The organism is Bradyrhizobium sp. Arg816 (genome assembly GCF_029989365.1).
GTDB lineage: Bacteria > Pseudomonadota > Alphaproteobacteria > Rhizobiales > Xanthobacteraceae > Bradyrhizobium.
Window position 1 is genome coordinate 416,440 of the sequence record NZ_JAPRAQ010000004.1, and the last position, 12,895, is coordinate 429,334.

Consider the following 12,895-nt stretch of genomic DNA (forward strand, 5'->3'; position numbering starts at 1 on the left):
GTACGGACTTTCCTCTTGTCGTCGCCCGGCTTGACCGGGCGACCCAGTATTCCAGAGACGCCGGTTTGATGCGGAGAGGCTGCGGCGTACTGGATGCCCCGGTCAAGCCGGGGCATGACAGCGAAGCAAGTGGCGAAATCCCAGGCTCGCAGAGAAACAGCGACCTGATCCATCTTAGGCCGTTCACCACGCATCAAAATTCCTGATCCGCGTCCCCGCGAATTCCGCTATTGAGGGGCGCGGCAATCGTTCCGACCGTCCGGCGAGCATTTCCGCGCAATCGATCCATTTCGCCGGAGTGTGGTCCTTCGATGCAGCTCTATCTCCCGATCGCCGATCTGCCGGTCAACATCTTCCTGGTGCTGGCGATGGGCGCGGCGGTCGGCTTCGTCTCCGGCATGTTCGGGATCGGCGGCGGCTTCCTGATGACGCCGCTTCTGATCTTCATCGGAATCACGCCGGCGGTCGCGGTCGCCTCCGTTGCGAGCCACATCGCGGCTTCCTCCTTTTCCGGCGCGCTCTCTTATTGGCGGCGGCGTGCGATCGACCCGGCGCTGGCGAGTGTGCTGTTATGCGGCGGCGTCACCGGCACGGCGCTCGGGGTGTGGACCTTCACGCAGCTTCGCGCGCTCGGCCAGCTCGATCTGATGATCGCGTTGTCCTACGTGGTGCTGCTCACCACGGTCGGCAGCCTGATGTTCTCCGAGGGCCTGCGCGCCCTGATGCGGACCCGTCGCGGCGCGGTGCCGCCACGGCGCACGCACAGCTGGATTCACGGCCTGCCGCTGAAAATGCGGTTCAAGCGCTCGAAGATCTACCTCTCGGTCATTCCCGTCGTGATCGTCGGCATCGTGATCGGTTTCATCGGCGCCATCATGGGCATCGGCGGCGGCTTCATCCTGGTGCCGATCATGATCTATCTGCTGCGGGTGCCGACCTCGACGGTGATCGGGACCTCGATGGTTCTGACGCTGGTCACGATGCTGTTCGCGACCTTGCTGCATGCGGTGACCAATCACCTCGTCGACGCGGTGCTGGCGCTGATCCTGATGGTCGGCGGCGTCACCGGCGCGCAGTTCGGCGCCCGCGCCGGCCAGAAGATCCGCGGCGAGCAGCTGCGGCTGTTGCTGGGCCTGCTGATCCTTTCAGTCGGCGTCCGCTTCGCCATCGAGCTGGTGATCCGGCCCGAGGATCTCTTCACCATCCGTGAATTGGGAGTGAGCGGATGATGCGCGCAGCTCTCGCGATCCTTCTCGTCCTGCTGCTCGGCTCGGCCGCGCGTGCCGAGCGACTGATCGTGTCGGTCTCCAACCATCGCGTCACGGTGACGCCGAACTATTCCGGCGAGGAACTGGTGCTGTTCGGCTCGGTCGAGAAGGACGCCTCCACGCCCGCGGACCGCAAGAGCTACGATCTCGTCGTCACCGTGATGGGCCCGCGCGCCGACATGGTGACGCGGCGCAAGGAGCGCACCTTCGGGATCTGGATCAACACCGACTACCGGCAGTTCCTGGCGGTGCCGAGCTATCTCGCGCTGTTCGCCAACCGCCCCTTCGATGTCATCACCTCGCCCGAGATCGCGCGGCGGCAGCAGATCGGGCTCAACAACGTGCTGCTAACCCAACGGGTCAGCGGCGACTATGCCGACGTGGTGCCGAACGATGCGTTCCGCTCGGCCTTCATCCGCCTGCGAACCCAGAAAGGTCTCTACCGCGAGGACCCGAGCGCGGTGACGTTCCTGACCCCGACGCTGTTCCGTACCGGCATTCCCCTGCCGGAGGAGGTGCCGATCGGCACCTATGAGGTGGAAATCAAGCTGTTCGCGAACGGCGCGTTGGTCACCAAGACCGAGACCGCGTTCGAGATCGTCAAGGTGGGCTTCGAGCAGTTCGTCGCGACGAGCGCGCGGCAGCACGGGCTGATCTATGGCCTCGCGACCGCCGCGATGGCGCTGATGACGGGGTGGATGGCGTCGATCGTGTTTCGGAAGGATTAGCGTCCGTCATTGCGAGGAGCACCGCTCTCTCCTCCCGTCATCGCCCGGCTCGACCGGGCGATCCAGTATTCCAGAGGCCTTCGTCGAATAGCTCGCTCTCGCAACGACCGCCGCGGCGTACTGGATGCCCCGGTCAAGCCGGGGCATGACAGCTGAGCCTCACGGCGCCTCAACCACCGTCGGCACGCCCGGCACCAGCAATCGCAACCGGGTCCCGAAGCCGAGCACATCAAAGGTCTTGCGCAGATCCTCGCTGTTCTGGCGGAAATGCGCCCAGCCCTCGGTATGCACCGGCACGATCATCGCATCCGGAAAGGCGCGCGCGGTCTCGATGGTGTCGTTGGTGTCCATGGTGAGGTGGAACGGTCCGCGCGTTTGCGCGGCGCCGGCGAACGGCAGCACGACGCCGCATTTGAAGCGGCGCGCGACCTCGGCGACGCCGTCGAACCAGGTGGTGTCGCCGCTGATATAGACGTCGCTCGTGTCCGTCCGGCTCGAGGACACCACGAAGCCGATGACGTCGCCCGACAGCGGCTCGATGCCGGCCGGGCCGTGGCGCGCCGGTGTCGCGGTGATCGTCAGCGTGTTGCCGTCACGGTCCTTCAGATGCGAGGTCGCCCAGGGCGCGAGGCCCTCGACATGGCCGCCGAGACGTTTTGCGCCGGCCTCGGTCGTCAGCACGCGCTTTGCGTGCTTGAGATACGCGCGGCCGGAATTGTCGAGATTGTCCGAGTGCTGGTCGTGGCTGAGCAGGACGGCATCGATCGGGCCGATCGCGTCGGCCTTCATCGCGGGACCAATGGTCTTCTCCAGCGTCACATGCGGCAGCTGGTAGGCGCCGGGCGCATCGAAGGTCGGATCAGTGAGCAGGCGAAAGCCGTCGATCTCGATCAGCGCGGTAGGGCCGCCGATCAGGGTGATGGAAATGGGCATCAGAAAGCTCCTCTTACGCGACGGGCTTTGCGGGGCGCGTCACCAGGTAAATTCCGAGCGCGACCGGGATGATGCCGAGCAGGTCGCGGGCCTCGACATGCTCGCCGAGCACGATGTAGGCGAACAGCATGCCGAGCGGCGGCATCAGGAAATGATAGGCGCTCGCAGCCGTTGCGCCACACACTTTCAGGCCAGTAGGCGAGGATCGAGCCGCCGAGCACGAGGAAGGCGAAGGCGCCGACCAGGCCCGGGGTGAAATCGATCGCGTGCACGTCGGCGAAGGTGAACGCGACCGGCGTCAGCACGATGCCGGCGGCGAGGTTCTGCACGCCATTGCCGATCCACAGGCTTCCCTTCGGCGCGAGCAGCTTGAACAGAATCGTGCCGGCGACGATGGAGGCGAGCGAGGCCAGCGTGAAGACGATGCCGTGCAGGGAGTCGGTACCGACCGACAGGCGATGCCAGACGATCAGGGTCACGCCGATGATGCCGAGCAGGAGACCGCCCGCCTTGCGCCAGCTCATGCCTTCGCCAAGCAGCAATGCGGCGAGCGCCGCCGTGAATACCGGATTTGCCGAGACGATCAGGCCGCCGAGGCCGGCGGAGACTGATTGCAGGCCGGTGTAGCCGAGCCCGAGATAGAGTGCGTTGTTGGCGATGCCGAGCACGGCGAAGATCGTGGCATCGCGCCAGGACAATGACCAGCCATCACCGCGGATCAGCGTCGCACCGAGGATCAAAATGCCGGCGAGCGAGAAGCGCGCGGCGAGCAGGATCAGCGGCGGGCAATGGGTGACGCCGATCTTGCCGGCGACGAAGGCATAGCTCCAGAGCAGGCAAAACAGCCCGATGGCGAGCGGCAGCGTGTTGAACCGGCTGCGGGGGACGGACATCGAGGGGGCGAGGGACATGAGGGCATTCTCCTGAGCCTTCGATCTAGGGAGCCGGCTTGTCATTTGGAAATTAAATGATTAACTTCCAATCAGTGGATTTTCGAATGGAGGCGGCCATGCTCGACCTGGAGCTCCTGCGCAGCTTCGTCTCGGTGGTCGAGGCCGGCGGCTTCACCCGCGCCGGCGAGCGGGTCCACCGCACGCAATCGACCGTCAGCCAGCAGATCAAGCGGCTGGAGGAGGACGTCGGCCAGGTCCTCTTGCACCGTGACGGCAAGGACGTGCGCCCCACTGAGGCCGGCGAACGGCTGCTGTCCTATGCCCGGCGGCTGCTCACGCTCGCCGAGGAGGCGCGCGACGTGCTGCGCGAGCCCGACAGTGAAGGCGCGATTCGGCTTGGCATCCCCGAGGATTTTGCGGCGTACCGGCTGGCAAAACTGCTCGGCGCCTTCTCGCGCTCACATCCGGGTCTGCGAATGGATGTGCGCGCCGACCAGAGCAAGAACCTGTCCCGCGACCTCGAACGCGGCGAGCTCGACCTGGCGCTGTTCAAGCGCGAGGCCGGCGCGAAAGGCGCCATCGCGGTTTGGCCGGAGCGGGTGCACTGGGTCACCAGCAAGAGCCATCCGGTCGACGTCAACGCCTCGTCCGTGCCGCTGATCGGATTTCCGCTCGGCTGCCTCTACCGCGCCGGCGCCATCCACGCGCTGGAAAGCGCGGGCCGCGCCTGGCACATGTCTTACTCGTCATCGAGTCTCGCGGGCATCCAGGCTGCGGTCGCCGCCGGCATGGGCTTAAGCATTTTGTCGGAGATGTCGATCCAGTCCGACCATCGCGTGCTGACCGCGAAGGACGGTTTTGAGCCGATCAACCGGACCGAAGTGGCGCTGATGGCTTCGCCCGGTGCCAGCCCCGCAACGCTGCGGCTTGCCGATCGGCTCGCGGAGTTCTGCGACAATGTACAGGCGAAGGCGGCGTGATCACTCCGCGGCAATCACCGTGAGCTCCGGCCACAGCGCCTTCCATCGCACGGCCTTCACCGCGTAGCTCGCCGCTGAAAAATTCGGACCCGGATTGGGCCGCGCGATCAATCCTGCAATGTCGTCGAAGCCGTGCGGCGCGTAGACCTCAAAGCCGTCGCCTGCGCGCCTCACGCCGACCTGCGTGTTCTGGGTGAGGAAGCGGTCGATGCCGCCGGTCGAGCATGTCAGGGGCGGGTAGGGCAGGCCGTGCTTGCCGGGATACCAAAGGTGCACGCGCGCCTGGTTGCGGGTCTCGATCTTGACGCCGAGATGCGAGAGCCGCGCGTGCAGCGTGCGGATCACCGTGTCCTCCGCCTCCCATGAGGTGTCAGGATCGAAATAGAACACGTCGTAATCGGCGATGCCATGATCGACCGCGCGGTCCGTGAGTACGTTCCACGCCGTCTGCACCAGACACCCTGACACGAGCCACGCATCGGGCAGCGCGAGCGAGGCGAGCTCGCCGATGATTGCAACATTGACCGGGTTCTTCAGCGCCAGCGTGAGGAAGCGGTCGCGATCCATCGCAGCCATCATTCACGCGCTGGCATCGAACGTGGCGCGTGCCGTCTTCGAGGCGAGGCCGCGCCAGCGCCGCCGCAGGAACAGCTCGACGATCGCGCGCTTCGCCTTGGACAGGCGGATCAGCACGATCGGATAGTCGGCGTAGTGATCGGTGAAATAGAAGATCTTTGGCTGGCTCTCGACCAGCATCGCGCGCTCGTCGATGGGAACGTCGGGCATGACAAGGGTGTCGCCGTCCTCCTTCAGCCGCGCCAGCATCTTCTTGCGCACTTTCAGCGCGGGCGTGCCGTAGGAGGTGCCGTCCTCGACCTCCGGCCACGTCAGCGCAAATTTTCTGACGTCGTCGAAGGTCATCTGCCGTCTCCGCAATTGACGCCCTCATCCTGAGGAGCCCGCGAAGCGGGCGTCTCGAAGGATGGCTGCTCGAGAGATCGGGGCTTCATGGTTCGAGATGGCGCTTCGCGCCTCCTCACCATGAGGGCCTTCGTCAGTGCACCGCGGTGAAGAACCGCGCGAGCCGGAAGCCGGAGAGCCAGGTCCACACCGGCTGGCCGCGCATGCCGAGATCCCAGGATCCGAGCACGGCATCCGCGCGTCCGACCAGATTGTCGATCGGCAACAGGCCGACGCCGCCGGAGCGGAGGGGCACGCGGCTGTCGGCGGAATTGTCGCGGTTATCGCCGAGCACGAAGAGGTGGCCGGGCGGCACCGTCACTTCAGGCGTGTTGTCGAGCGGACCGTTGTCGCGCATCTTGAAGATCAGATGCGACACGCCGTTCGGCAGCGTCTCGATGTAGCGGTAGGCGGGCTCGCTGCCGCCATTGTCGTCTTCGGCGGCGCCAACGCCATCCGGCTTCAGCTCGGCGGGACGGTCGTTGATGAAGAGCTGGCCCTGCCGCATCTGGATGCGGTCGCCGGGCAGACCCACGACGCGCTTGACCCAGGCCTGTGAGCGATCGCCGGGCCAGCGGAACACGACGACGTCGCCCTGCTTCGGCGTCTCCGCGAAGACGCGGCCGCTTTCGGGCAGGTTGATCTGGATCGGCAGCGACGAGGTGCCGTAGCCATAGGGGAATTTCGAGGCGAGCAGCGCGTCGCCGATCAGGAGCGTCGGCTCCATCGAACCCGACGGCACGTAGAACGGCTCGGCGAGCGCGCCCTTGGCGATGAACACGGCGGCGACGATGCCGGCGAGCTGCATCAGCTGACCAGCCCAGCCGCTGCTCTTCCGCTTGGCGGTGACAGTTACCTTCTCAACGCTCATGCGCCCGTTCCACCTACAGTAATACGTTCCATCAGAAGCGACGGCTGGCCGACGCCGACGGGCACGCCCTGACCGTTCTTGCCGCAGGTGCCGATGCCGGTATCCAGCGCGAGATCGTTGCCGATCATGCGGATGCGATGCAAATCGGTCGGCCCGTTGCCGATCAGCATGGCGCCCTTCAGCGGCGCGCCAATCTTGCCATTCTCGATCTTGTAGGCCTCGGTGCACTGGAACACGTATTTGCCCGAGGTGATGTCGACCTGGCCGCCGCCGAAATTCGCGGCGAACACGCCGTTCTTCACGGACGCCAGGATCTCGGCCGGATCGCGGTCGCCCGCGAGCATGTAGGTGTTGGTCATGCGCGGCATCGGCACATGGGCATAGCCCTGGCGGCGGCCGTTGCCGGTCGGCTTCATGTTCATCAGGCGCGCGTTCTGGCGGTCCTGCATGTAGCCGACCAGAATGCCGTCCTCGATCAGCACGGTGCGGTTGGTCGGCGTGCCCTCGTCGTCGATCGACAGCGAGCCGCGGCGAGAGGCAATGGTGCCGTCGTCGACCACGGTGACGCCCTTGGCCGCGACCTGCTGGCCCATCAGGCCGGCGAACGCGGACGTCTTCTTGCGGTTGAAATCGCCTTCGAGGCCATGGCCGACCGCCTCATGCAGCATCACGCCGGGCCAGCCGGCACCAAGCACGACGTCCATCTCGCCGGCGGGGGCGGGGATCGATTCCAGATTGACCAGGGCCTCGCGCAGCGCGCCGTCGGCGGCATCGCGCCAGTTCTTGCTCTCGATGAATTCGGCATAGCCGGCGCGGCCGCCATAGCCCTTGCTGCCGCTCTCCTGGCGGTCGCCCTGTCCGGCGACAACGGAGACGTTGACGCGCACCAGCGGGCGGATGTCGCGATAGCTCTCGCCGTCGGGCCGCAGGATCTCGACCACCTGCCAGGTCGCGCCCAGGCTGACGCTGACCTGCCGCACCCGCGGATCCTTGTCGCGTAAGTAGGCGTCGATCTCGGCGAGCAGCTTCACCTTGGTCTCGAAGCCCGGCGCATCCAGCGGATTGTCGTCGGCGTAGAGCCGCACATTGGTGCGCGGGGGCGGGGCCGCAAAGCTGCCCGAATAGCCGCCGCGCACGGCGGCGACTGCGTCGGCGGCGCGAATCAGCGCCGGCAGCGACACGTCGGAGGAATGGGCATAGCCGACCGCGTCGTCCTTAACGGCGCGCAGGCCAAAGCCCTGCGATGTGTCATAGGTCGCCTGCTTCAGCCGCCCATTGTCGAACATCAGCGCTTCGGTCTGGCTGTATTCCAGGAACAGTTCGCCGTCGTCGGCACCGGCAAGCCCGCGTGCGACCTCGTTGCGGACCTGGTCGCGGTCGAGATTGGCGCGGTCGAGCAGGGAAGTTGTGGCTGGATTGGTCATGCGTCCGTCCATTATCGGAAGATGTAGGGCAAGATAATGGTTTCCCGGCGGTTCCGCGAGGGTGCCAGGTGCCACATTACGAAACGATAGGATTCGCCGCGTGCGGACGCGCCTGCCGCCCTACGGCAGCTTGTCATAGCCCTCGCCGAGCCCGTTCAGGCTGAGCGGGAAGCCGATGCCTTCTTCCGGGGTCTCGAAGATGATGAAGGTCGCGGTCTTGGCGGTGCGGAGCTGGCCGAGCAGCTTGTCGTCCATGACGACCTCGGCGACGCAGCCATTGGGCAGGCAGCGGACGAAGCCGGCGCGGCCGACGTCCTGATTGTCGAGCTTCAGCCCGAGGCCGGAGGGCAGCAGCACGCCGAGCGGGGCGACCACCCGCATCAGCCGGCTCTTCTGGTCGGCGGTCTTGAGCACGATCACGGTGAGGCCGGCATTGGAGCGGTCTTCGGCCACCACGCTCTGGATCAGAGCGCATTGCTCGGCCTGGGCGCCCGGCGGGGTGTCGCAGCGGATCTGCCAGTCGCCATGGACGGAGCGCACCGCGCCCTGCGCATGGGCGAGGCCCGGCAGCGCCATGACGACGACCGCGGCCAAGAGGGCGGCCAGCATCGTGAGGCCGCTAGCCCGCCTTGCCATGCTTCTCGAAAACCCCATCGGGTCGGTCCCTCTGCTCGCCTGGGTCGCTCGCGCCTGGCGGACTGATACGGGAATGACGGCGTCTTGAAGGCGATTCGCAAGCAAATTCCGCGCCGCCCACACCGCCATCGCCCGCACGAATCAGGTTCCTGCGCGGCTCTCTGCCAGTGCCTACCGCGGGCAATGCCGCTGTCAAGCCGCGGCATCCCGGGAAACGGTATTTTTCTCTGATGTTACTAGGAAATATCTTGCGGGTGATGGCTGACAGACGGGGCTCAAGACTGCATTGCGATAGATCAAGAATTATGGTTTGAGAGGCTTGATTTCGGCGTTCTAGCGATCTGGCCCCAATTCCTCTTAGAGGTATTCTTGCGCGGCGGTTTGTCAGACGGGCGGATCGAATAAGCGTTTCCCGGAAATAGGGGGATGCACTTGGGGTGATTTCGTTAGGGGAGCGCGAACGGCATGAGGATGTCGATGGGCCAGGTGGGCCGGCACTTGCTGGGATTGGGCGTGGCGGGTCTGACGCTGGCGACGGGCGGTGCGACATTCGCCGCTGAACTCGGGCAACCGGCGCCGTGGGAATGGACGCTTCAGCAATCCGCCTCCCCGGTGATGGACAACATCGTCTGGTTCCACAATTTCCTGTTCGTGCTGATCACGCTGATCACGCTGTTCGTTCTGGCGTTGCTGGTGATCGTGGTCATGAAGTTCAACGCGAAGGCCAATCCGGTGCCGTCGCGGACCACGCACAACACGCTGATCGAGGTGGCCTGGACGCTCGTTCCGGTGCTGATCCTGGTCGGTATCTCGGTGCCGTCGTTCCGCCTGCTGTTCCTCGAGCTCGACGTGCCGAAGGCGGATTTGACCATCAAGGCCACCGGCAAGCAGTGGTACTGGTCCTATGCCTATCCTGATAACGGCAAGTTCGAGTTCGACTCGCTTATGGCCCAGGACAAGCAGCCCCGTCTGCTCGGCGTCGACAACGAGATGGTGGTGCCGGTCAACAAGGTGGTTCGTGTCCAGGTCACCGGCGCGGACGTCATCCACGCCTTTGCGCTGCCGGCTTTCGGCGTCAAGATCGACGCCATTCCGGGGCGGCTGAACGAGACCTGGTTCAAGGCCACCAAGACCGGCATGTTCTACGGCCAGTGCTCGGAGCTCTGCGGCAAGGACCACGCCTTCATGCCGATCGCGATTCGCGTCGTGGAGGACAAGGACTTCGCCTCCTGGGTCGAAACGGCAAAGAAGAAATATGCGAGCGGCGGCACCAGCACTTTCGCCTCCGCGGCCGGCCCGACGCAGTAAGCGCCGGGCGACGGCTCGAGGGGACTGAAAGCGACATAAAGGGCGGGACCGCACAAGGTCCGAACGGGACGCAAGGCAGGATTTGAAAATGGCAACGAGCGCAGCGGCACACGGCGATCACGCGCAAGACCACGGACATGACGAGCACGCCCATCCGACCGGATGGCGGCGCTATGTCTATTCGACCAACCACAAGGACATCGGTACGATGTACCTGATCTTCGCGGTCATCGCCGGTGTCATCGGTGCCGCGATGTCGATCGCGATCCGTGCCGAGCTGATGTATCCGGGCGTGCAGATCTTCCACGAAACGCACACCTATAATGTGTTCGTGACCTCTCACGGCCTGATCATGATCTTCTTCATGGTCATGCCCGCGATGATCGGCGGCTTCGGCAACTGGTTCGTGCCGCTGATGATCGGCGCGCCGGACATGGCGTTCCCGCGCATGAACAACATCTCGTTCTGGCTGCTGCCGGCCTCTTTCGCGCTGCTGCTGATGTCGACCTTCGTCGAGGGCGAGCCGGGTGCCAACGGCGTCGGCGCCGGCTGGACCATGTATGTGCCGCTGTCGAGCTCCGGCCATCCGGGCCCGGCCGTCGACTTCGCGATCCTGTCGCTGCATCTGGCGGGCGCCTCGTCGATCCTCGGCGCCATCAACTTCATCACCACGATCTTCAACATGCGCGCACCGGGCATGACCCTGCACAAGATGCCGCTGTTCGTGTGGTCGATCCTGGTGACTGTGTTCCTGCTGCTGTTGTCGCTGCCGGTGCTTGCTGGTGCGATCACCATGCTGCTCACCGACCGCAATTTCGGCACGACGTTCTTCGCGCCCGACGGCGGCGGCGATCCCGTGCTGTTCCAGCATCTGTTCTGGTTCTTCGGCCACCCCGAGGTGTACATCCTGATCCTGCCCGCCTTCGGCATGGTCAGCCAGATCGTCTCGACCTTCTCGCGCAAGCCCGTGTTCGGCTATCTCGGCATGGCCTACGCCATGGTCGCGATCGGCGGCATCGGCTTCGTGGTGTGGGCGCACCACATGTACACGGTCGGCATGTCCTCGGCGACGCAGGCCTATTTCGTCGCCGCGACCATGGTCATCGCGGTTCCGACCGGCGTGAAGATCTTCTCGTGGATCGCCACGATGTGGGGCGGCTCGATCGAGTTCCGTGCCCCGATGATCTGGGCGGTCGGCTTCATCTTCCTGTTCACGGTCGGTGGCGTCACCGGCGTCGTGCTGGCGAATGCCGGCGTCGACCGCGTGCTCCAGGAGACCTACTACGTCGTTGCGCACTTCCATTACGTGCTGTCGCTCGGTGCGGTGTTCGGGATCTTTGCCGGCTGGTACTATTGGTTCCCGAAGATGTCGGGCTACATGTACAATGAGACGCTGGCCAAGGCGCACTTCTGGGTCACCTTCATCGGTGTGAACCTTGTGTTCTTCCCGCAGCACTTCCTCGGCCTGTCGGGCATGCCGCGCCGCTACGTCGACTATCCCGACGCGTTCGCCGGCTGGAACCTGGTCTCCTCGGTCGGCTCCTACATCTCCGGTTTCGGCGTGCTGATCTTCCTCTATTGCGTGTTCGACGCCTTCGCGAAAAAGGTGCCGGCTGGCGACAATCCGTGGGGTGTGGGTGCGACCACGCTGGAATGGACGCTGCCTTCGCCGCCGCCCTTCCATCAGTTCGAAGTGCTGCCCCGCGTGCAGTAAGCCAACGCTCGCGGCGCCCGTGACGGGCGCCGCGGCTCTTTACCGAAGCGAGTCAAAACTAGTGTCCGTCCTCGACCATAACGCCATCGACATCGATCCCCGCATCTCCGAAGCGGAGGTGGGCGACTACATTGCGCTGCTCAAGCCGCGGGTGATGTCGCTGGTGATCTTCACCGCGCTGGTCGGACTGGCGATGGCGCCCGGGCATTTCCACCCGGTGCTGGCCATCACCTCGCTGCTCTGCATCGCAGTCGGTGCCGGCGCTTCCGGGGCGCTCAACATGGCGCTCGAAGGCGATATCGACGCCAAGATGTCGCGCACGGCAAACCGGCCGATACCGCGCGGCCGCATCACCCGTCCCGAGGCGATGGCGTTCGGCATGACGCTCGCCTTCTTCTCGGTGATGACGCTCGGCATCCTCGTCAACTGGATCGCGGGCGCGCTGCTCGCCTTCACCATCTTCTTCTACGTCGTCATCTACACGATGATCCTGAAGCGCCGGACCGCACAGAACATCGTGATCGGCGGCGCCGCCGGTGCGCTGCCGCCGGTGGTGGCGTGGGCCGCGGTCACGGGCACGGTCGACGTCGAGCCGCTGCTGCTGTTCGCCATCATCTTCTTCTGGACGCCGCCGCACTTCTGGGCGCTGGCGCTGTTCCGCTCCGACGACTACGCGCGTGCCGGCATTCCGATGCTGCCCAACGTCGCCGGTCCCGACGCGACGCGGCTTCAGATCCTGCTCTACACCATCGTGCTGATCGCGGTCGCCGCCGCCCCGTGGGTGCTCGGCTATTTCGACGCCATCTACGGCATCGTCTCGCTGATCCTCGGCGCCGGCATGCTTGTGCTCGCGATCAACGTCTATATGCGCCGCGAGCGCAGCCAATCGCTGCGCGCGACCCGCAAGCTGTTCGCCTTCTCCATCCTGTATCTGTTCGCGCTGTTTGCGACCCTGCTGGCCGAAGTCGTGTTCCGGGCGCTTGCTCCGATGGTAGGGGGCGCATGATCGCTGGAATGGCCGACAAACCTGAGATGAATGGAATCGTCCTCACGGAGGCGCAGAAGAAGAGCCGCCGCCAGCGCTCGATTGCCATTGCTTTGGCGCTCGGCGTGCTCGTGGTGTTGTTCTTCGCCGTCACCATCGTCAAGGGACCGGCAGTCCTCGTCCGGCCGATGTAGG

The 12,895-nt window shown here is 65.1% G+C and carries 13 protein-coding genes and 1 pseudogene; 7 read left to right on the plus strand and 7 right to left on the minus strand.

All coding sequences use genetic code 11. From position 1 onward, the window contains the following. Window positions 1-311: 311 nt before the first annotated feature. Together OWC48_RS13390 and OWC48_RS13395 are read left to right on the plus strand one after the other, a co-directional pair. A complete protein-coding gene (locus OWC48_RS13390; RefSeq protein ID WP_071916904.1) occupies window positions 312-1,229 on the plus strand; it encodes a sulfite exporter TauE/SafE family protein in 918 nt (305 codons plus the stop codon). Continuing rightward, window positions 1,226-1,996, plus strand: a complete 771-nt coding sequence (locus OWC48_RS13395) for a TIGR02186 family protein (protein WP_071916903.1) — start codon at window positions 1,226-1,228, stop codon at window positions 1,994-1,996. The genes OWC48_RS13390 and OWC48_RS13395 overlap by 4 nt, the downstream gene beginning before the upstream one ends. A gap of 159 nt (window positions 1,997-2,155) precedes the next feature. On the opposite strand, the gene OWC48_RS13400 is transcribed toward OWC48_RS13395, so the two are convergent. Next, entirely contained in the window at window positions 2,156-2,929 is a 774-nt protein-coding gene (locus tag OWC48_RS13400; protein WP_282520407.1) for an MBL fold metallo-hydrolase, read from the minus strand. A gap of 13 nt (window positions 2,930-2,942) precedes the next feature. Continuing rightward, window positions 2,943-3,840 (minus strand): annotated as a pseudogene (locus OWC48_RS13405) (DMT family transporter). Window positions 3,841-3,938: 98 nt separating this feature from the next. On the opposite strand from OWC48_RS13405, the gene OWC48_RS13410 reads away from it, so the two are divergent. Next, window positions 3,939-4,802 (plus strand): LysR family transcriptional regulator, encoded by an 864-nt coding sequence (locus OWC48_RS13410; RefSeq protein WP_063986047.1) that lies wholly within the window; start codon window positions 3,939-3,941, stop codon window positions 4,800-4,802. Here OWC48_RS13410 and OWC48_RS13415 read toward each other — a convergent pair whose 3' ends face one another. The 5 genes from OWC48_RS13415 to OWC48_RS13435 all read right to left on the minus strand — a co-directional run bounded on the left by OWC48_RS13415 (window position 4,803) and on the right by OWC48_RS13435 (window position 8,711). After that, window positions 4,803-5,369 carry a nucleotidyltransferase family protein gene (locus tag OWC48_RS13415; RefSeq protein ID WP_282520408.1) on the minus strand — a complete coding sequence of 189 codons (567 nt, stop codon included), beginning with the start codon at window positions 5,367-5,369 and terminating at the stop codon, window positions 4,803-4,805. A 12-nt stretch (window positions 5,370-5,381) separates the two neighbouring features. Beyond that, the gene (locus OWC48_RS13420) at window positions 5,382-5,723 is read right to left on the minus strand and encodes an MmcQ/YjbR family DNA-binding protein (protein WP_282520409.1); all 342 of its coding nucleotides are present in this window, start codon (window positions 5,721-5,723) and stop codon (window positions 5,382-5,384) included. A 133-nt stretch (window positions 5,724-5,856) separates the two neighbouring features. Further along, window positions 5,857-6,633: a signal peptidase I gene (gene lepB, locus OWC48_RS13425; RefSeq protein ID WP_063980763.1), complete on the minus strand. Its 777-nt coding sequence runs from the start codon at window positions 6,631-6,633 to the stop codon at window positions 5,857-5,859. Next, window positions 6,630-8,057 (minus strand): metalloprotease TldD, encoded by a 1,428-nt coding sequence (tldD, locus tag OWC48_RS13430; RefSeq protein WP_282520410.1) that lies wholly within the window; start codon window positions 8,055-8,057, stop codon window positions 6,630-6,632. Before tldD ends, lepB begins: the two co-directional genes overlap by 4 nt. A gap of 120 nt (window positions 8,058-8,177) precedes the next feature. After that, complete coding sequence (locus OWC48_RS13435; RefSeq protein WP_282520411.1) at window positions 8,178-8,711, minus strand: invasion associated locus B family protein; 534 nt, start codon at window positions 8,709-8,711, stop codon at window positions 8,178-8,180. Window positions 8,712-9,158: 447 nt separating this feature from the next. Between OWC48_RS13435 and coxB the strand changes: the two genes are divergently transcribed. The 4 genes from coxB to OWC48_RS13455 all read left to right on the plus strand — a co-directional run bounded on the left by coxB (window position 9,159) and on the right by OWC48_RS13455 (window position 12,894). Further along, a complete protein-coding gene (gene coxB / locus OWC48_RS13440) occupies window positions 9,159-10,001 on the plus strand; it encodes a cytochrome c oxidase subunit II (protein WP_282520412.1) in 843 nt (280 codons plus the stop codon). 88 nt (window positions 10,002-10,089) lie between these two features. Next, on the plus strand, window positions 10,090-11,715 hold the full coding sequence (gene ctaD / locus OWC48_RS13445; protein ID WP_282520413.1) for a cytochrome c oxidase subunit I: 1,626 nt from the start codon (window positions 10,090-10,092) through the stop codon (window positions 11,713-11,715). Between the two features lie 61 nt (window positions 11,716-11,776). Continuing rightward, complete coding sequence (locus OWC48_RS13450; RefSeq protein WP_282520414.1) at window positions 11,777-12,721, plus strand: heme o synthase; 945 nt, start codon at window positions 11,777-11,779, stop codon at window positions 12,719-12,721. Further along, on the plus strand, window positions 12,718-12,894 hold the full coding sequence (locus OWC48_RS13455; RefSeq protein WP_014498510.1) for a hypothetical protein: 177 nt from the start codon (window positions 12,718-12,720) through the stop codon (window positions 12,892-12,894). Before OWC48_RS13450 ends, OWC48_RS13455 begins: the two co-directional genes overlap by 4 nt. The last annotated feature ends 1 nt before the right edge of the window (window position 12,895 follow it).